We start from the raw sequence: 19,592 nt of genomic DNA, 5'->3' as shown, positions 1-19,592 counted from the left end.
GCCTTTACCCGGAGCAATAGCGGACTCCGGAGGATCACTGGGCGGGATCACTGGGCGGCTCACTGGGCGGGATGCCGCCCGCATCGAGCCGCACCGATCTCATGACAGCGCTGTCATTCACCGTCGAAACCGTGTGCTCGCTGTGCTACCTTCCGCTCATGCCACCAGCTCAACGGCACCCCACGATGGCCGACGTCGCCGAGCGGGCCGGGGTCTCCGCTTCCACCGTTTCGCGCACTCTGCGCGGCCTTTCGACGGTCTCGCCCGAAGTCCGCACCCGGGTCGAACAAGCCGCCCGCGAGCTGAACTTCGCGGTCTCCCGGCAGGCCGCCAGCCTGGTCACCGGCAAGACCGGCGTGGTGGCGGTGCTCGTGCCCACGCTCAACTCCTGGTTCATCGGCTCAGCGGTGTCCGCCCTGGGGCCGGAGTTGCGCACCGCGGGCATGGACGTCCTCGTCTACATCACCCCCGAGATGTCCGAGCGCGCCGACTTCTTCGAGCGGCTGCCGGCCCGGCGGAACGCCGATGCGCTGCTGGTCTTCTGCTTCGACCTCACCGCCGAGGAGAAGGCGCGGCTGGACGACCTGCAGATGCCGGTCATCTACGTCAGCCAGCACGCCGAGGGCTGCCCGAGCGTCTACGTCGACGATGTGGCCGGGGCATGCCGGGGCACCCAGCATCTGCTCAATCTCGGGCACCGCCGCATCGCGTTCGTCCAGTCGGTCGGCGCCAGCGGATTCGCGTTCAGCTCCAACGAGCGGCTGGTCGGCTATCAGCAGGCGCTGACCCGGGCGGGTGTCCCCCTGGACGACGACCTGGTGGTCGCCGCTCCGGCCAGCGACAAGCGCAGCATCGCGGAGGCGGTCGGCGAACTGCTCAGCCTGCGGGAGCCGCCCACCGCCATCTTCGCCGAACAGGACGAGCTCGCCTCCTGGGTGATCTGGACGCTGCGCAAGGCCCGTGTGGAGGTGCCCGAACGGATCTCCGTCCTCGGCTTCGACGACCACCCGATCGCGGAGTGGTCCGATCTCTCCACGATCGCCCAGTCCCCTGAGGACATCGGCCGCGCGGCCGGCGAACTGGCCCGCTCGCTGATCAACGACCCGGACGCGGACCCCGCGCGTCATATCGTCCTGCCCACCCGGCTGATCCCGCGAGCGAGCACCGTTGCGCTGCCCAACGGCGGCACGGAGGGGCCGGACTGCTGACCGGCGAGGCACGGGGCCGACGACCGGCCCGCCCAGAAGCCCTGGGCGGGCCCGGTGACGGGACAGCCGGCCGCCGGCACCGCCTCCGCGCGGTGATGCGCTACTCGTAGAGGCCGTTCATGGCCCGACGCGCCTCGTCGAGGGTGGCCTCGGCGATCGCGTGGGCGCGTTCATTGCCCTGGCGCAGTACTTGGCGGAGATAGCCGCGGTCCTGGGCGTACTGGGCGCGGCGGGCTCGGATCGGCGCGAGGTATTCGTTGACCGCCTCGGTGACGCACTTCTTCAGTGCGCTGGCTCCAGCGGGGCCGATGTCGTCCGCGACCTCGTACGGGGAGCGGTCCTGGCAGAGGGCGGCCAGCAGAACGAGGGAGGAGACCTCGGGGCGGTTGGCGGGGTCGTAGGTGATGTGTCGCTCGGAGTCCGTCTTGGCGCCCCGGAGTAGCTGGGCGGTCTCGTCGGCGTCGGCGGCCAGCGTGACGGCGTTGCCGCGGCTCTTGCTCATCTTGGTGCCGTCGGTGCCGAGCAGGAGGGGCGCTTGCGAGAGCAGCGCCTCCGGCTCGGGGAACACCGGGTTCCCGTGGCCGTAGCGGTCGTTGAAGCGGCGGGCGACGGTCCGGGTGAGTTCGAGATGGGGAAGTTGGTCCTGGCCGACCGGAACGAGATTGGCCTTGCAGAAGAGGATGTCGGCGGCCTGGTGGACCGGGTAGGTGAACATCAGGCCGCTGACAGCGGATTGCCGTGAGTGGGCGATCTCGTCCTTGACGGTGGGATTGCGGCGGAGCTCGGCGACCGAGACCAGGCTGAGGAAGGGCAGCAGGAGCTGGTTGAGGGCGGGAACGGCGCTGTGCGTGAAGATGGCGGACCGGGCCGGGTCGACGCCGACGGCGAGGTAGTCCAGCACCAGTTCTTCGACGTGCCCGGCCAGGTCGTCGGCCACGTCCCGGTCGGTCAGGACCTGGTAGTCCGCGATGAGCACGAACATCTCGACCCCGAGCTCCTGCAGGCGGACGCGGTTGTGGAGCGTTCCGAAATAGTGGCCGAGGTGCAGCCGGCCGGTCGGACGGTCCCCGGTCAGCACGCGGAACCGTCCCGGCTCATCGCGGATCAGCCTCTCCAGCACCGCACTGCGGGCTTGTGCGGCGGACGTCCCGAGCGCATCGGCCCGAGCTGCGTCGTCTACTGGAAGGGTGCTTCCGGTGGCGTACGGCATGGGGTTCACAGGTTCTCCTGGTGGTGAGTGCCGCCGTCAGGACGGCGCATCCCGGTCCAGGGAACGCAAAAGGGCCGTCCATCCGAACGGCCCGGTCATGACTGAAGGTGGCCGCTCCTACGAGGAGCGCCACCAGCTCAGACACGACGAACGATGCATACGGCAACGATAGCGGGTCCCGGAGAGCCCGTCATCTCCGAGCTCAAGTCGTCACACAACAGCCCCCGTAACTGCAGGTAAGTGATCAGTTTCACTCAGTATGGGACCTCGCTCGCGGTCCACGCCCGTCTCCTGACTGCCATCATCCCTACCGATGCGGAACTCAGTCGATTCCGCATGGACCGAAATGACGGCGAAAACAGAGGTGTTGGCGTGAGATTAGCGTGGTCGCGGCGGGTGGCGCCGAGGCGGACGGGCTCCGGCGCGGGTTCCGTTCCGAGTGGGCCCGGGGTGGCTCGTCGCTCGTTGGCGGCGAGGTGTTTCGCGGCGGTCGGCGTGGCCGGTGTGCTCCTCGGCCAGCTCCTCGGCGGGCCTCCCGCCGCGGCGCACACCATTGCCCTGCCGGGATCGGCATTCCCCCTCGTCCTCGACGTGGACCTGACGCCGAATCCGGTGTGCAGCGGAGCCGTGCGCGGCCGGGTGGAGCTCTACGATCCCGCCGCGGCGAAGGCCGGAGCCACCGTGGAGTGGCGCGTACGCGCCGGCCAGGAGCAGCTGGCCGGCGGGCGTCTGGCCATGGACGCCAACGTCGGCACGGCGGAGTTCAGCATCCCCTACGACCGGGTGCCCGCGACCGAGACCGCGCTCCAGATCGACGCCCGTATCGCGGCGTCATCCGACGGCCGCGCGCCCGGCCGCTACGGCAAGGTCTGGCGGGACACCATACGCCGGGGGTGCGACCCGGTACGGGTGGCGTCCGTCGGTGACTCCGTGGTCTGGGGGCAGGGCCTGGACCACGACCAGAAGTTCCCGTACCTGACGGGCCAGGCGCTCGGCCGGGAGACCGGCCGGGGCGTTCAGCACATGGACTACTCGATCTCCGGCGCGGTGCTCGACGCGCCCGAGCTGCCCGCGGGCAACGATGACGCGGCCTGTCTGCACACGACGGAGAAGCAGGACCCGGACGGCGACGGGGAGATGGAGTTCGGCGAGGTCACCCAGCAGATGCCGGACGTTTTCTGCCAGTTGGAGAAGGCGGGCGCGCAGGCGCGGGCGGGCGGCTACGGTCTCGATCTGGTCGTGATCAACGGATGCATCAACGACCTCGACCCCTTCTTCGGCATCGGTGTCGGCATCACCCCCGGCTCGAAGAACCTGCCCGAGGCAGTGAAGCGCGAGTGCTCCGGCATCGGTGCGGCAGCGGAGAACCCGGCCAAGGACGTGCCCTACTTCAGCGGCGCGAAGGTCGGGTACGGCGGGCGTGGGATGCGGGCGGCGATCGAGAAGGCCCATTCCCTGCCGGGGCGGCCGAAAGTGCTCGTGGCCGACTTCTACTACGCGCTGAGCCGCAGCAGTTCTCCGATCCCGGTCAAGACCTGTTCGACCCCGGGGGTCTCCGGTGCGTGGCTGACCTCGTGCAAGGGCGCCCTCGGCATCGTGTCCGAGCGCTACGAGCAGTACACCCAACTGGCCAACGCCGCCTACCATCAGGCGGCCGCCGCCGCCAACAAGGCGTCCGCGGACGGCCCGTACGCGGTCGCGGCCGACGGACTGTTCACCGTGGACAATGCCGTCCTCACCCGGGACTCCAAGGTGTGGAGCACTCCGGTGACCGACCCGGCGTTCCCGCTGCGCACACGGGCCTGCCCCGAGCTGAGCGCAACCCCTCTGCAGTGCCTGAGCGCAGCCGTCGGTCACCCCGACATCGAGGGCGCCCGGCAGTACGCCGAAGCGTTTCTCCTCAACCCGAGCGTGCGCGATTGGTTCCGCCTCCCCCGGCAGGGCCCCCGGGCGCAGCTGAACGTCCCGGGGAACACACACGTCGGCAGTGAGGTGCGCCTGTCGGTGACGGTGGACGGCAAGCCGCCGGCCGCCGGGTACCGCTACCACTGGTACTTCGGCGACGGTACGCAGCGCGAGACGAGCGAGGCGGCCGTCACCCACGCCTACGAGCACAAGGGACCCTGGCTGCCACGGGTCGTGATGACCGGCCAGGACGGCGGAAAGGCCCTGGTCGAGGCCCCCCGGCTGCTCACCGCGGACTGAGGCTCCGGGCTCCGGCCCGCGCCCGGCCGAGGGGCGGCTCGCAGCAGCGGGCCGCCCCTCGGCACGACCGCGCCGTCCGCCGGAAGGCTGATGTGCCGTGTCCGCCGCCCACGGAACGGCTGCTCGTGACCACCGCACGGCGTGACGGGACATCCGCTCCCGGGACCACGTCCTGACGCCTCCGCGGTGCGGGCGAGCCGGTCCCGCCCGGCCCCCTTGAGCAGCGCGAACTTATGATCAGCTTTCACGTGAGGCACGAAAACGGGGAGACGGCAATGCGTCCCAAGAACTGGATACGTTCGGCAGCGACCGTGGCGCTGGCGGTCGTCGCCGCCAGCGCCTGTGGGCAGGACGACCCGCCGCTGACCAAGGGCACGCCGGTGCCGAGCCCCACGGCGTCACCGCAGAAGGACTCCGCGCCGCAGCACCCCGCGCCCGGCGACAAGGCACCGGCGCTGGAAAGGATCAAGTACGACCTGGAAACGCGGGTCCTGGCCATGGGCGGCATGGTCCCCAAGCAGACGAGCAGCACCTGCGACACCGACAAGGTCGGCGACAAGCCCCAGACGTTCACCTGCACGGTGACGTACATGGGCACCGAAGTGCCCTTCCGGGTGGAGACGAAGGGCGGCTTCATCCTGGTGCAGTACACCGCCACCCCCACCAAGGGCGGCGTGATCACCCGCGAAGGCGTACAGGCCAAGGCGTGGAAGGACTACGGCACTCTCGGCGAGAAGACCCGCAACTCCCTGCGCTGCGACGAGATCCCCGCCGTCCGCCTCGTCCCCGTGGACAGGCCCAGCGGTTACCGCTGCTACATCGGCGAGGGCGGTCTGAAGGGCACCTACGACGTGATCGTCGGCAGCAACGGCATCCGTCTCCGGTAGGGCGACGTGCCGGGCCCGTACGGCGAGTGCCTGCCGCTCTACGGCATCGGCCGCGACACGCTGCCCGCGTGCCGCGGCCGCTGACCGGTCCGGGCCGCCCGCCCGTCAGCCGCCGTTGAACGACGACCGGACGCTGTCCAGGGTGGCCTCCATGCGGGCCACCTGACCCTTGGTGAACATGAACATGGCCCTGTCGTCGGTGTAGTCCATGTAGTTGACGAACATGTCGCCGTCCGGGTCGTTGCTGCAGGACAGCCGGGGGAAGGTCGGGGCTCGGAAGTTGGGACCGCCGGAGTTCGGGGTGTCCGCGACGAGGTCGCTGCCGTTGCAGCCGCCGTCGTCGTCGCCCCAGATGTGCAGCAGGTTGAGCCAGTGCCCCACCTCATGGGTCGCCGTGCGCCCACCGTTGAAGGGAGCGGTGGCGGTGCCGGTCGTACCGAAGAACCGGTGGCCGATGACCACCCCGTCCGTCTCTGTGGGACCCCCCGGGAACTGGGCGTAGCCGAGTATCTCGTCGGGGTCCGCGGGGTCGAAGATGCGCGGGCAGACCCAGAGGTTGAGGTAGCGGTCGGCGGGCCAGGCGTCGTGGCCGCCGCTCGACGAGTCCTTGACGGCGTTGGTCCGTATGTTGAACTTCGTGGACTGGGTCTGTGTGCGAGTGATGCCGTCAGTGGGCTGTCCCTGCGGATCCTCCGTGGCGAGGTGGAACTCGATGCGACTGTCCGCCACGAGCGGTTGCCAGACCGGCGGGACCTGGTCGATGTCCGGATTGAGCGCCCGGAAGTCCTTGTTCAGCACGTCGATCTGGCTGGTGACCTGGTCCTCGCCGATGTTCTGTGCGGCGGTGTTGAACACCACGTGCACGACGACCGGGATGTGGGTCAAACCGACGCGTGCCGTTGCCTCGGCGCCCATCTCGTAGGCGAAGGCCTGGTTCTCGATCTGGACACGGTTCGCGGCGTATGCCGGGCTCTCGGCCATCAGCATGTGGTGCACCGGCATCGTGCCGCAACCTCGGCGGGCAGGGGCGGTGGTCTCGTCGTTCTCGGGCATATCGCAACTCCAGATTCAAAACCGCGAAACGCGGTGTGGCCGGCAAGGAATTACTCACTCCGGCAAATCCCGCTACCGGTTCAGGTGCGCGCGGGCAAGGGCGGTGAGGACACTGGCGGTCTTCGACGTCTGAGGCGAGGGAGCCTGGAGGTCCAATTCCAGGAGGGCCCGCTCCAGCAGGTCCTGTGCGCCGGAGGCTTCCGCGGGGTGCGCCCGGAGTGACAGCTCCAGGAAACGCAGGTCGGCGCCGACGCTCCAGAATTCCGCGGTGAGCGGGTGGATCAGGTCACGACGGGACGGCTTCCACTTGATGGCCTGGACCGGGCCGAGCGGCACGAGGTCCGCCAGGTCGTCGTCCGTGACCTCGACGCTCGCCAGCAGCCGTTGCTGATCACGCGTCAGCCGGGGCCGCCGCGCATCCTCGTCCCCGTCTCCGCCGTCGACGGCGGGCCGGTCGAAGTCGTCCTCCACCTTCAGCGAGGCCGCCCAGACGCGGCTACGGCCGGTCCAGTCCTCCTCGATCTTGAACTCCCAGTCCTTCCCGTCACGACTCGCCCGCCAGTCGGCGGGCAGGGTGTCCGGGACGCACGGCCGCAGTTTCACGGTCAGATCGTCCGCATCACCCTTCGCGGGCTTCCGCAGCCGGATCACAACTCCCGCCTCCGACAGGGGAAGACGGATGTCGTCGCCGTTCGTCCACGGTTTGTCCCAGAAGTAAATCGAAAGGCCCTTGCCGTCCTCGGCTTCCAGCCCGAGCGTCCGGCGCGCGGACTCGGCCGCCTCGTCAGACAGGATGGTCTTGACTTCGACCTCGGCGTCCTTCAGCGCATCCGCCATATTCCCTTTATCGCATGGGGGTACCCAGCGCGCATCCTTGCCCCATCCGTGCTCCGTCCGTGCTCCGTCCGGCCAGGCGGGACGGCTGCTACTCGGGCAGCGGGCGGTCGTGGACGACGTTCTTCATCACCAGGGTGGAGGTCAGGCGCTGCACGCCCGGCAGCTTGGCCAGCTGCTCGTCGTAGAGCTGCTGGAAGGCCCCGAGGTCGGCGGTGGCCACGCGCAGGAGGTAGTCGGGTTCGCCGAACAGGCGCTGCGCCTGGATCACGTGCGGGACCGCGGCCACCGCCTCCTCGAAGGAGGCGACGGTGTCGGGGTCCTCCCAGCGGAGTGTGGCGAAGACGAGGGCCTCGAAGTCCAGGCCGAGGGCACCCGGGTCGACGACCGCGCGGTAGCCGCGGATCGCGCCCTCCCGCTCGAGGTCGCGCAGGCGGCGGTGGCAGGGCGAGACGCTCAGCCCCACGCGGGCGGCCAGCTCGGTCACCGTCAGGCGGCCGTCCAGCTGCAGCTCGGTAAGAATCTTCCGATCCAGGGCATCCATGAAGAAGATTCTTCCCCATTGGGCGCGATCACGAGGTAAAGATGGAAACATTTTCGGGCATGTCGCGCCTAATGTTCCCTCTCGGAGCGAGAACGCGAGAGGGAACGAACGATTCATGGATACGACGACGGTGGCGGCCTTCCTGGCAGTGGACCTGCTGCTGGTGCTCACCCCGGGCGCCGACTGGGCCTACGCCATCGCCGCGGGACTGCGGGACCGGTCGATCATCCCCGCGGTCGCCGGCCTGATAGCCGGATACGCGGGCTACACCCTGCTCGCCGTGGCCGGCCTGGTGGCGATCGTGGCGAGCTCGGCGGCGTCGCTCACCGCGCTGACCGTCGCCGGGGCCGGCTATCTGATCTGGCTCGGCTGGGGAGTGCTGAGGCGGCCAGTGGTCGTGGGCGCGTCCACGGAGACCATGGCCTCCTCACGTCGGCGGATCATGCTCAGGGGAGCCGGGACCAGCGGCCTCAACCCCAAGGCGCTGCTGCTGTACTTCTCGCTGTTCCCCCAGTTCATCGCGCCGACCGGCGGCTGGCCCGTCGCCGCGCAGACCGGGCTGCTCGGCACGCTTCATATGGCCGCCTGCGCCGTCGTCTACCTCGTCGTCGGCGTCCTGGCCCGCACCGTGCTGAAGGCCCGGCCCTCGGCGGCCCGGGCGGTCACCCGCGCCTCCGGTGCCATGATGATCGCCATCGGCGGATTCCTGCTGGTGGAAAGCCTGACGGGCTGACGGGGCCCGCTCCGCCTCCCGTTCGCAGACAGGAGGCCCGTCGAAGGAGAGTGCACGTGGCAGACGGCGGTCGGATCCGTGGTGAAGTCCGGACGCACCCTGTCCGTCTGCCAGTTGGAGGTGTTCGGCGTCCAGGACGGCCGGCGAAAACTCCGGGACCCCGGAAGCCGTTACGGCCGCCACGTGACCGGCAACGGCATCACCGTGCGCGTCGCCGCCGTCCGTGGCGGCCCGCCTTCCGGTGTGAACCCGGTCGGACCGGGCTGGGTCATCGCTCCCCTTGCGCGGCTGCCATCCGTTGCAGTCGGGCTCGTACCCCCTCCGGTCGCAGCCAGCCGAAGCCTGCGTCCTGGAGGATGCGCAGCAAGCCGTCGGTGTCCGCTCCGGTCCAGTGCTGGCCGTGCCGGGCGAGGAATCCCTGCAGGTAGGGGGCTGCTGCTTCGTCCCAGTCGGCTGTTTCCCGGGCGGCCAGTTCCCAGTCGAGCTCCCACAGTCGGGCGCCGTCGACCTGGCTCCACGAGAGCGCGCGACGGCTGTCCGAGGCGACGACGAGGTCATCGACCGGCTGCCGGTGTTCGCCGAGGACACGCAGGCAGCGGCCGGTGCCGACGTCCCACGCTCGGATGGTGAAGTCGCGGCCGACGGACAGCGCGAAGCGTCCGTCCGCGGTGAACCGGAGGGTGGCCGGGGTGTGGCCCGGTTCCTTCTCGAACCGCCGGAGGCGTTCCCCGGTGGCGACCTCCCACAGCTGAATGGCTCCGGTGTCGTCGCCGGTCAGCAGGTGGCTTCCGTCGGCGCTCAGGCTCACCGCGGTCCATCGCACCGGAGGCGACCGGAGATCGTCGAGCATGGCGAAGAAGAGTCCTTCGCCTTGCGGGCTCCGCGCTTCCTCCTGGGGGCGCGGTGCGTCGATGCTGCGGACGAGCCCGCCGCTGGCCACATCGGTCACCAGCACCGCGTGGAGGAGCCCGTCGGCCACGGCCACCAGGTCGCGGGGGCCGGCCCAGGCGGCGCTGTCGACGTGGTTGTCCAGCGTGGAGAGTACGGAACCCGTGCGCAGGTCCCAGAGTTGGGTCCGGTAGCTCCAGCGGCTGACCAGCGCATGCTCGTCGTCGGCGGCGAAGCGCACCGACCGTATGCCGCGTTCGCCCTCGCCGAAGGTGCGCAGGCACGCGCCGGTGTCGACCGACCACAGCCGCACCCGGCCGTCCTCACCGGACAGCAGCCGGCGCCCGTCAGCGCTCAGGCGGAGGCAGACCGGATGCGCCCCGCGGGGCGATACGCCGATCTCGCGCAGCTCGGTGTCGCTCTCGACGTCCCACAGCCGGACCGTTCCGTCGGTGTGGCAGATCGCGGCGACCGTGCCGTCCTGGGAGAGGTCGGCCGACTGGATGTGCCCGGTGGCAAGCGTCTTTCCCGGCCAGGAGGCGCGCAGGCCCGTGCGGACCGAGGAGCGGGCCAGCGTCCGCCAGACGGACAGTACGCGCGGGTCACGTTCGTACCCGGCCGTCGCGCGCGCCCGGGTGAGCAGGCCGAGCGCGGTGGGCAGACGGCCGTCGGCCAGCGCGGCTTCCGCCTCGGTCACTTGTGCCTCGACCCGCGCCCTCAGGTCCATGAGTTCGGTGACCGGCCGTGGCCGGCTCAGCTGGAAGGCCGCGGTGTCGGATCCGGTCGGCAGCGTCCAGCGCCGGACGGTGCCGTCGTCGCTCGCCGAGACCGCCTGCCGGGCGTCGCGCGCCAGCCGTACGTCCGCGACATGGCCGCTGGCGGTTTCGCCGTCGAAGGTTCGCAGGCAGCGGCCGTCGGCCAGGTCCCAGAAGCGGACGGTGCGGTCCATGCCGCTGGAGAGCAGGAACCTCGCGTCGCCGCTGAGCGACAGCGCCCACGCCCCGCTGCGGTGCCCGTGCAGCGTACGGACGCACCGGGCGTTCACCAGGTCCCACAGCCGGATGGTCCCGACGGCGTATCCGCCGGTGACCGCGAAGCGCCCGTCGGCGGAGACATGGAGGGTGCCCGGAGCGATGCCTTCGGATATCGGCGCGGTGTGCCACCCGCGCCCGCTCGCCGGCTCCCACAGCCGGAGCCGGTCGCCCTCGGCGAACAGCGCCGTACGCCCGTCGGCGGTGAGGTCGATGCCCGCTCCCCGGCCGCGGGTGCCTTCGTGCACCACGGTCCGTCCCCGGCCCCGGAGGTCCCAGAGCACGACCTTCCCGTCCTCCGCCCACATCACGACCCGTGCGTCGGCGCTGATACGGACGGCGCTGTAGTCAAGCAGCCCCGCGTGCGCCCCGCTCCTGTCGCGCGACGGCCGTACGTCCAGGGTGTACAGGCCACGGCCCGCCTTCAGGTCCCAGACCTGAATCGTTCCCCCGCTCAAGGAAGCCCCGACGCTGCCGTCGGGACTGATGTCGACGGCGAGCACCGGACGCCGGTGCTCGGTGCGTGTCCCGCCGTCCAGATCGCCCCACAGCACCGATCCGTCGGGGTGCACGGTCGGGGTCAGGGTCCGCAGGCAGCTCCCGCTGTCCAGGTCCCACAGCCGTACCATCCCGTCCCGGCTCCCGGTCAGTGCCAGGGGCGCCTCGGCCGCGAGGCGGACCGGTTGGGCGAGGGGCTGCTCCCCTCGCCAGGCGAGCGCCGAGGTCTCGGTACAGCGCGCGTCGGCGCCTCGGGGGGACTGCACGGCGCGCAGCGCCGCACGGAGGTCCGACTCGTCGGGAGCCTCGCGCCGCACCGACTCCAGCAGCGCGCGGGCGGAGTCCAAGTCGCCGCGTTCCAGGTGCACTTGGGCGAGCAGATGCCGGGCCTGCCAGGAGTCGCCGCCGGCGCGGATGCCGTCGAGGGTGGCGATGAGGTTCTCGTCGGTGATGTCCGCGCGTCGCCACCGCCGCAGGCCGCGGTTGTAGGCCGCCGCGAGGTGCTGCGGGTCAGCCTCCGCTGCCGCCGCGAACGACCGGTCGGACTCCCTCGCCCTGCCGAGGTCGAGCAGGGACAGGGCACGGTTGTTCAGCTCGTCCGCCAGCAGATCGGACGCCTTGGGCGCCCGGCGGGGATGGGGGTGTCCCAACGCCCGCTGATAGATCCCGGCCAGCTCGGCGGCGATCTCGGACATCGCTCCCGGCCTGCGCGCGGGGTCATGGTGCAGACAGCGTTCCAGCAGGTCGGCAAGGTCCGACGGCATGGCAGGCGGGCCCTCGGCCGCGGGCATTGCCGGCGCCTGGGCCCGATAATGCGCGAGGACCTCCCCCGCGACCTCGCCGGCCTGCCAGGTCGCCCCTCCGGTGAACATCTCCAGCACCGATACGGCATAGCTGTACACGTCGGTGCGCCGGCCCAGCGGCTGTCTCTCGACTTGCTCGGGCGAGGCGTATCTGCGGGTGTTCCCGCCCGCCGGAACCGGGATGCTCACGCCTGACGGGGTGTCGTCCTCGGCCGCCGTGAGAGCGACCGCACGCGCCCGGGCAATGCCGAAGTCCGTCACCTTCGCCGTGACGGCGCCCCGCCCTGCCCTCTCCATCAGGACGTTCGCCGGTTTGACGTCCTGGTGCACAAGACCTCGGCTGTGCGCATGGTCGAGGCCCCACGCGAACTGGATCGCGACATCGAGCATGCGGGCCAGCACCCCGTGATGGTCCCCGTTGTAGAGCCTCCGGTCGTGGATCCAGTCGTGGAGACTGCCGCCGGGGACGTACTCGGCGAAAACCCTCGGGACGCCGTCGAGGACGCGTACGTAATGGCAACTGCACACGTGCGGGTGCAGTCCCAGCGACACCCAGGTCTCGGCCTCCGTGACGAACTGTTCCCGGCCGGCGTCGTTCCACCGCTTGGATTGCGGGCTCTTGACCGCCAGGTCGGCGCCCCACCCCAGATGCCGGACCTGATGGACTATGCCCATCCCGCCCTGTCCGAGAATCCCCGTCACCCGATAGCGGTCGTCTATGAGGTCACCCACGCGCCACGGCGCCGCCTCCCCCGCCGCGCGACCAGGCTCCGGCCGGCCGCCGCCCAAAGAACATGCCATGACCGGAATTGAAGCACCGGTGGGCAGGCTGACGCCCAGTGATCGCGAAAACCGGCCATGCGACGAAGGACATGGAGACGAAGGACATAGGCCGATCGGTCGCTTCACATCGAAATACAGCCGGACGGCATCACATGCATCACACGCAAAGGGCGCCTCGCACATCGAGGGTATTGCAATGCAACAAGTCGAGGAGAATACTGAATAGCTACACCTGCAGGGAAGGTCCGGAAGCGCGCTGCGTGTGGCCAAGCGGCCCACGCAGCGTTTGCGTTGCGCAAACCCGCGTTGCCGCAACCTTCGAGGCCAGCCCTTGGAGGACCAGCCTCAAAGTCATCTCGCGGGGTCGCTAGAACCGGCCTCCTCGGCCAAAGCCGTGCCCCCGCCCGAAACCGCGTCCTCGACCGTAGCCGCGTCCCCGTCCGCGTCCACGTCCACGGCCGCGTCGACCGTAGCCGCGTCCACCGTAGTCGTCATCCCAATCGCCGCAGCCATTCCTGCGCCTGAGAGGAAGTACGCTTCGGAAGCTCATATTCGCCTCCCTGGATCTCTGATGGCGGTCCAGCCCTCTCCAGTTGGACCACTTCCCACGCTACGCCGCGACACGAACCAAAATCAAACGGAAAACTGCTGAAAATTCACGTAAATTTGGACGCTTACGTGCACCCAAAGTGGCCGCCGGTTGCTCTCCGAATTCCACCTTCCCTACCGGAAAAGGGGATTCGAGGGGACTCGGCCCCACCAGCGGAACCATCTGGCTGGTGCTGCTTTGCATCTGACGAAAGGGCACGGAAGACGGCAAAGCGTGCCGCTCGAAACCCCCCTCGACGGCGCCGAGTTGGTCGATGAGCGGCGTACCGCCATCGCCTAAATCACCAGCACGCCCTGGAAGAATTCCAGCACTCCCGCTGCGCCGCGCGGGGACATGAGCAGTTCCATGATGCGTGCGGACTTCTCGGCGGCCGCGGCGCCCCGCTCGAACATCGCGCTCTCGTAGGCGTGGAGAGCGCCGGCCAGGTCGTGGGGGTGGTGTGCGGCGAGGGCGAGGGCGAGTTCGGCGCCGTCGAGCATGGCCACGTTGGCGCCCTGTCCGACGGGCGGCATCAGGTGGGCGGCGTCGCCGAGGAGCGTGATCCCCGGGGTGGCCGGCCAGGTCAGGCCGACGGGCAGCGCGGTGATCGGACGGGGCACGAAGGTGTCGTCACATGCCTGAATGAGGGCTCTGAACTGGGGCGCCCAGTCGGCGAACAGGTCCGTCAGCGCCATACGGGCACGAGCGGGGTCCTCGAACGGGATACCGCAGGTGGTGAGCCAGTCCTCGGGCGTGTGGAACGACAGGTAGATGCGCACGCGGCCGTCGCCGTTGCGCTGGGCCGCCAGGGATCGGCCCGTACCGAGAGCCCAGTAGTTGCCGCGTCCGACCATGGCGGCGAGATCGGGATGCGTGCGATCGATATCAGGGATGCCGCATTCGACGACGTTGCTGCCGACGTGGGAGGGCTGGGCGTCGGTCAGCAGCGGACGGACCCGGGAGCGGGCGCCGTCTGCTCCGACGAGCAGGTCGCAGTCGGCGGTGGTGCCGTCGGCGAAGTGGAGCCGGTGTCCGCCTTCGGGCAGGGCGACGGCGGTCCGAAACGCCCTCCCCCATACGACGGTCCCTTCCGGGAGAGCGTCGAGCAGGGCGTCGCGCAGGTCTGTGCGGTCGACCTCGGGCTGGTCCAACGAGGCGTCTTCGGGGGTGTCCTCTTGGAGCAGCAGGGTGCCGGTGTGGTCGAGCAGGCGCATGTCCTGGCCCTCGGGACGCGCTATGGCCAGGAATTCGGCCTCCAGCCCGGCCTCGCGCAGGGCGCGTTGACCGCCGTCGACATGCAGGTCGAGCATGCCTCCCTGGGGGCGCGCGGTGCGTGAGGGCTCGCGCTCGTAGACGACCGAGTCGATCCCGTGGACGTGCAGCACACGGGCAAGGGTCAGACCGCCGAGGCCGGCTCCGACGATGGCGATGCGAGGGGTCATGAAAGTCCACCTTCTCTTCCGGCTCTTCCGGGCGTCCGTCCGATACAGATCCGATCCGATCCGGCCCAACCCGATCCGACCCAACCCGATCCGATACAGCGCATCTATCAATACACTGTATCGATGCCGCAGGGAACGGCTTATCGTTGCCTGCGTAAGTCACAGAGAGACCGGTGAAAGACGAGGGCGCCATGACGGCCGGTGGACCAGACCCCGACGAGGGCGACCGCGGCGGCAGTGCCGCCGGTGCCGACGACGGTTCCGGCGAGCGGACCACACTCATCTGGGAACGGCCCGAGCCACCCAGCCGACCGGCCCCCAGCCCGCTCAGCAGGGCCGGCATCGTCCATGCCGCGATCGAACTCGCCGACGCCGACGGGCTGGAGGCCGTCTCACTGCGCAAGGTCGCCGCCGCGCTCGACGCGGGGCCGATGCGGCTCTACCGCTATCTGTCCACCAAGGAGGAGCTGCTGGACCTCATGGTGGATGCCGTCTACGGCGAGATCCCCGCGCCCGAGCCGGCCGGCGGGGACTGGCGCCACGCCCTGCGCTCCCTCGCGCGCGACACCCGCCGGGCCGCCCTGCGGCACGAGTGGTTCGCCGATCTGCTCGGCGGGCGGCCCCACCTGGGCCCCCATGCGCTGGCCCATCTCGAAGCGGCGCTGGCCGCTTTGCACGACGCCCCTGGCTTCGGCGACATCGACGCAGTGGTGGGGGCCGTCGACTCACTCCAGGCGTACCTGATCGGGGCGATCCGCAAGGAGGTCGCCGAACTGCGCGCCGAGCGCACCACCGGCATGGACGAGCGCCAGTGGCAGCACGCCGCCGGCCCCTACCTCAACCGGGTGCTGGCCACCGGCCGTTACCCCACACTCGCCAAGTTCGTCCGGGACGCCACCCACCCCACCCCGGACGCCACCTTCGACACCGGCCTCGAGCACCTGCTGAACGGCATCGCCGCCCGGTCCCGTTAGCAGAGCAACCTCGCAGCGGTTCCGGGCGTCTCCGATCACAAGAAAGTGATCATGGAATCAGTGATCATGGGAGATCATGGGATCCGTGATCACGGGATGTACGTGGGATGCAAAGGCAAAAGGGGGTAGCGGGGATGGCGATCACACTCGCTGAGGAGATCGTGCTGCTGTCGCTGGACGATGAGTCCGGTTCGGCGAAGCAGCGGCAATCCGCGGGGTGGGCGGTGGCGGGAGGGATCCTGCTCGAACTGGTCCTGGCCGGGCGAGTGTCCATTGCCGGCAAGCACCTCGCACTGACAGACATGACGCCCACCGGCGACCCGTTGCTCGACGGGCGGACGGCGATGATCGCGACCTGGATGCGTGGCCGCACGAAGCGACGGGTGACGGACTGGCTGACGAAGGATCAGTCCAAGGCCGTCAGTGCGGCTCTGGAGAGCCTGTGCAGGCGCGGAGTGGTCGTGGAGGAGGAGCACAAGGCACTCGGCGTCTTCCCGGTACGCCGTTACTTCGAGGCCGATGGGGCCGTCGAGGCTGAGCTGCGGGAGCGGCTCGGCGCCGTGGTACTGGGTGGAGTCGCGCCGGACACCCGGACGGCGGGCCTGATCGCGCTGATCCACTCCGCCAAGCTGCACCGCCTGGCCTTCCCCGACCGGCCGCGCAAGCAGGTCGCCGACCGGATGGCCCAGGTGGCCGCCGGACAGTGGGCGGCCGAGAGCGTTCACGCCGCCATCCGCGACATGCAGGCGGCGATGATCGTCACCGTGGCCGCGGCCTCCGCGGCAGGGAGCTAGGTGTATTGACCTGGTGAGCAGGGCGAGTGCGTCGGCCGAGGGAGTGCCGGATGCGGCCTGGTAGACCACGAGTTGCTGTCCCGGTGCGCTGTTGATGGCGAAGGCCTCGTAGCGTCCTGGACATCGCCCTCCAGGCCCTGCGCGATGAGGTGGCCGCCTCGCGCGACCACGTCCTCGCCACCGCAGGGCCCGGTGATGCGGTCCGGCGGACGGGCCACCAAAATGGGGGTGGCCCCCCGCGCCGTCGGACGGCGCCTGAAAGGTGGCAGGGCATGCGTGTCTCGCTGATCCAGCTCGCGGTGTCGGACACCGAGTCGGCGGATGAACGCCGTTCGCATGCGGCCGAGTCGGTCCGTGGTCGGGCCGGTGACGACCTCGTGGTGCTGCCGGAGCTCTGGACGACCGGCGCCTGGGCCTACGACGCCTGGGAGGCGGGTGCCGAACCGGTCGACGGCCCCACGGCACGGGCCATGTCGGAGGCGGCGCGCGCCGCGGGCGTATGGCTGCATGCCGGCACGGTGGTGGAGCGCGGGAGCGATGGTGCGCTCCGCAACACCGCGCTGGTCTTCGACCGCTCCGGAGCGCTGCGCGGGGTGTACCGGAAGATCCACCGCTATGGCTTCACCGTCGGCGAGGCCGCTCAGATGGCCGCGGGGCGGGAAGTCGTGACGGTCGCCGCCGAGTTCGGCACCCTCGGTATCGCCACCTGCTACGACCTGCGCTTCCCCGAGCTGTTCCGCGCGCTGGTCGATGCCGGTACGGAGATCCTGGTCGTGGCGTCCGCATGGCCGGCCCGGCGCCGTGAACAGTGGCGGATCCTGGTGCGTGCCCGCGCCGTCGAGGAGCAGGCGATCGTCCTGGCCTGCTGTGCCGGCGGCACGCACAGCGAGATGGAGCAGGCCGGCGGAAGCCTGGTCGTCGACCCGTGGGGCACGGTGCTCGCCGAGGCCGGGGACGGCGAGGAAGTCCTCACGACGGACGTCGATGTGGATGTGGTGGCGGCGATCCGGGAAGAGCTGCCGGTCCTCAAGGATCGTGTACTCGCCTTCGCCGCGCCCCCTGCCGGGTAGGCGGCGGCCGGTTCAGGTGCTCCGGAGGTTCGTCGGCCGGCGCGGTGGGCGGTGGCCGTTGTCGGCGATCACGGCCGCGACCAGCGCATATCGCAGGTGTCCGAACTCGGCGCGCCGCGGCCGGGCCCCCGGCATACGCTGATCGTGGGGCCGTATGCGGGTGCGTCGCACGCCGAAAGGGGGCGCCCCGATGGACGACTACCCACTGATCGAGAACCATGGCCTGCTGGGCGATCTGCAGACCGCGGCACTGGTGACCACGGATGGGACGGTCGACTGGTTCTGCCTCCCGCGGTTCGACTCACCCAGCGTGTTCGGGGCGCTCCTGGACAAGGACAAGGGCGGGCACTGTACGGTCCGTCCTCTCCACACGACCTATGCGACCAAGCAGTTGTACCTGCCGGACACGGCGGTCCTGGTGACCCGGTTCATGACCGAGGCGGGCGCCGGTGAGGTGCTCGACTTCATGCCTCCGACCGGGACGACGGTCACGCCGAGCCACCGTCTGGTGCGCATGGTCCGGTGTGTGCGCGGCAGCATGACCTTCGAGGTCGAGATCGCCCCGCGGTTCGACTACGGGCGCAAGGCCCACCGGTTGCGCATCACCGAGCACGGGGCGGTGTTCGCCGCGGACGGCGGTGGGGAGCTCACCGTGCACACCGTCCGCGAACCGGAGGACGCCCGGCTGGTGGACGCCCGGCTGGTGGACGCCCTCACGGACCGGCAGGACGATCTGCGCTTCGCGCTGACCCTGCGGGCGGGCCAGCAGCGCGGGCTGGTCCTGGAGTCGGCCGCCGACGGGCCGCCCAGGGCGATCCGACTCGCGGAATACCAGCAGCTCTTCGACGACACCGTGGCGTTCTGGCGCTCGTGGCTGGGCCAGTCACGCTACTCGGGGCGCTGGCGCGAGACGGTGGAGCGCTCCGCGATCACGCTGAAGCTCATGACCTACGCTCCCACCGGTGCCCTGGTGGCCGCCCCGACGGCGGCGCTCCCGGAGCAACTGGGCGGCGAGCGCAACTGGGACTACCGCTTCACCTGGGTCCGGGACGCCTCGTTCTCCGTGTACGCCCTGCTGGGACTGGGCTTCACCGACGAGGCCAGGGCGTTCATCGGATGGCTCGGCGACCGGGTCAAGGAGCGGGCCGGCAGCGACGGAGACTCCGGACCGCTCAACATCATGTACAAGGTCGACGGCTCCTCCGACCTGGAGGAGCAGACCCTCGACCACTGGGAAGGCTATGCGCGTTCGGCTCCGGTGCGCATCGGCAACGGTGCCGCCACACAGCTTCAGCTGGACATCTACGGCGAGGCCCTCGACAGCATCTACTTCGCGCACCGGCACGGGATCCAGGTGGGGCACCGGGGATGGACCTCGCTGCTGACGAACCTCGACTGGCTGGTCGACCACTGGGACCAGGCGGGCGAGGGCCTGTGGGAGACCCGCGGCGGCCGCAAGCACTTCACCTACGGCCGGGTGATGTCGTGGGTGGCGTTCGACCGCGCGCTGCGGCTCGCCGAGTCGAACGGCCGGCCGTCCGCGGCCACTCGCTGGCACAGCGCCCGGGACGAGATCTACGAGCAGGTCATGGCGAAGGGGTGGAGCGAGGGCCGTCAGGCGTTCGTCCAGCACTACGGCGGTGACGTACTCGACTCCTCGCTGCTGCGGATGTCGACGGTCGGGTTCATCACGTCCGACGACCCCATGTGGCGCTCCACCCTCGACGCCATGGAGCAGGAGCTGGTGAGCGACAGCCTGGTCTACCGCTACAACCCCGAGGCCTCGCCCGACGGCCTGCGCGGCTCCGAAGGCACCTTCTCCCTGTGCACGTTCATGTACGTCGATGCGCTGGCACGCGCGGGACGGCTGGACCGGTCGAGGCTGGTGTTCGAGAAGATGATGGGGTACGCCAACCATCTGGGCCTGTACTCCGAGGAGATCGAACTGACGGGACGTCAGTTGGGTAATTTTCCGCAGGCCTTCACGCATCTCGCGCTCATCGACGCGGCCATCACCCTGAACGCGGCGCTCGACCGCCGGTAGTC

General features: G+C 70.0%; 14 protein-coding genes and 1 pseudogene. 9 read left to right on the top strand and 6 right to left on the bottom strand.

What is annotated here, in order from left to right; all coding sequences use genetic code 11:
• The first annotated feature begins 158 nt into the window (after positions 1 to 158).
• Positions 159 to 1,208 carry a LacI family DNA-binding transcriptional regulator gene (locus ACWD6P_RS02010; protein ID WP_451442037.1) on the top strand — a complete coding sequence of 350 codons (1,050 nt, stop codon included), beginning with the start codon at positions 159 to 161 and terminating at the stop codon, positions 1,206 to 1,208.
• 100 nt (positions 1,209 to 1,308) lie between these two features.
• Here the strand turns inward: ACWD6P_RS02010 and trpS are convergent, their stop codons facing one another.
• Positions 1,309 to 2,418 (bottom strand): tryptophan--tRNA ligase, encoded by a 1,110-nt coding sequence (gene trpS / locus ACWD6P_RS02005; RefSeq protein ID WP_451442256.1) that lies wholly within the window; start codon positions 2,416 to 2,418, stop codon positions 1,309 to 1,311.
• Positions 2,419 to 2,913: 495 nt separating this feature from the next.
• Between trpS and ACWD6P_RS02000 the strand changes: the two genes are divergently transcribed.
• Both ACWD6P_RS02000 and ACWD6P_RS01995 read left to right on the top strand, forming a co-directional pair.
• On the top strand, positions 2,914 to 4,623 hold the full coding sequence (locus ACWD6P_RS02000) for a PKD domain-containing protein (RefSeq protein ID WP_451442036.1): 1,710 nt from the start codon (positions 2,914 to 2,916) through the stop codon (positions 4,621 to 4,623).
• Between the two features lie 275 nt (positions 4,624 to 4,898).
• On the top strand, positions 4,899 to 5,510 hold the full coding sequence (locus tag ACWD6P_RS01995; protein WP_451442035.1) for a hypothetical protein: 612 nt from the start codon (positions 4,899 to 4,901) through the stop codon (positions 5,508 to 5,510).
• Between the two features lie 105 nt (positions 5,511 to 5,615).
• On the opposite strand, the gene ACWD6P_RS01990 is transcribed toward ACWD6P_RS01995, so the two are convergent.
• The 3 genes from ACWD6P_RS01990 to ACWD6P_RS01980 form a co-directional block, all read right to left on the bottom strand.
• Positions 5,616 to 6,563 (bottom strand): zinc metalloprotease, encoded by a 948-nt coding sequence (locus tag ACWD6P_RS01990; protein ID WP_451442034.1) that lies wholly within the window; start codon positions 6,561 to 6,563, stop codon positions 5,616 to 5,618.
• Between the two features lie 72 nt (positions 6,564 to 6,635).
• Positions 6,636 to 7,400: a hypothetical protein gene (locus tag ACWD6P_RS01985; protein WP_451442033.1), complete on the bottom strand. Its 765-nt coding sequence runs from the start codon at positions 7,398 to 7,400 to the stop codon at positions 6,636 to 6,638.
• Between the two features lie 88 nt (positions 7,401 to 7,488).
• On the bottom strand, positions 7,489 to 7,941 hold the full coding sequence (locus tag ACWD6P_RS01980; protein ID WP_451442032.1) for an Lrp/AsnC family transcriptional regulator: 453 nt from the start codon (positions 7,939 to 7,941) through the stop codon (positions 7,489 to 7,491).
• Positions 7,942 to 8,056: 115 nt separating this feature from the next.
• On the opposite strand from ACWD6P_RS01980, the gene ACWD6P_RS01975 reads away from it, so the two are divergent.
• Positions 8,057 to 8,674 (top strand): LysE family translocator, encoded by a 618-nt coding sequence (locus ACWD6P_RS01975; protein WP_451442031.1) that lies wholly within the window; start codon positions 8,057 to 8,059, stop codon positions 8,672 to 8,674.
• A 66-nt stretch (positions 8,675 to 8,740) separates the two neighbouring features.
• Positions 8,741 to 8,827, top strand: a pseudogene (locus ACWD6P_RS01970) (DUF4442 domain-containing protein); the annotation flags it as partial.
• Between the two features lie 115 nt (positions 8,828 to 8,942).
• Here ACWD6P_RS01970 and ACWD6P_RS01965 read toward each other — a convergent pair.
• Both ACWD6P_RS01965 and ACWD6P_RS01960 read right to left on the bottom strand, forming a co-directional pair.
• A complete protein-coding gene (locus ACWD6P_RS01965) occupies positions 8,943 to 12,626 on the bottom strand; it encodes a protein kinase domain-containing protein (RefSeq protein ID WP_451442030.1) in 3,684 nt (1,227 codons plus the stop codon).
• A 936-nt stretch (positions 12,627 to 13,562) separates the two neighbouring features.
• Entirely contained in the window at positions 13,563 to 14,708 is a 1,146-nt protein-coding gene (locus ACWD6P_RS01960; RefSeq protein WP_451442029.1) for an FAD-dependent oxidoreductase, read from the bottom strand.
• 191 nt (positions 14,709 to 14,899) lie between these two features.
• Here ACWD6P_RS01960 and ACWD6P_RS01955 point away from each other — a divergent pair, with 191 nt between their 5' ends.
• From ACWD6P_RS01955 to ACWD6P_RS01940, 4 genes are all read left to right on the top strand, one after another.
• Complete coding sequence (locus tag ACWD6P_RS01955) at positions 14,900 to 15,682, top strand: TetR/AcrR family transcriptional regulator (RefSeq protein WP_451442028.1); 783 nt, start codon at positions 14,900 to 14,902, stop codon at positions 15,680 to 15,682.
• Positions 15,683 to 15,816: 134 nt separating this feature from the next.
• The gene (locus tag ACWD6P_RS01950; RefSeq protein WP_451442027.1) at positions 15,817 to 16,476 is read left to right on the top strand and encodes a GOLPH3/VPS74 family protein; all 660 of its coding nucleotides are present in this window, start codon (positions 15,817 to 15,819) and stop codon (positions 16,474 to 16,476) included.
• Between the two features lie 272 nt (positions 16,477 to 16,748).
• A complete protein-coding gene (locus ACWD6P_RS01945) occupies positions 16,749 to 17,546 on the top strand; it encodes a carbon-nitrogen family hydrolase (RefSeq protein ID WP_451442026.1) in 798 nt (265 codons plus the stop codon).
• A gap of 190 nt (positions 17,547 to 17,736) precedes the next feature.
• Positions 17,737 to 19,590: a glycoside hydrolase family 15 protein gene (locus tag ACWD6P_RS01940; RefSeq protein ID WP_451442025.1), complete on the top strand. Its 1,854-nt coding sequence runs from the start codon at positions 17,737 to 17,739 to the stop codon at positions 19,588 to 19,590.
• Positions 19,591 to 19,592: the final 2 nt, after the last annotated feature.

The sequence above is a fragment of the Streptomyces sp. NPDC002446 genome, assembly GCF_053595675.1.
The sequence above is the reverse complement of the archived record's forward strand: the minus strand, read 5'-3'. Positions and strand labels throughout refer to the sequence as shown.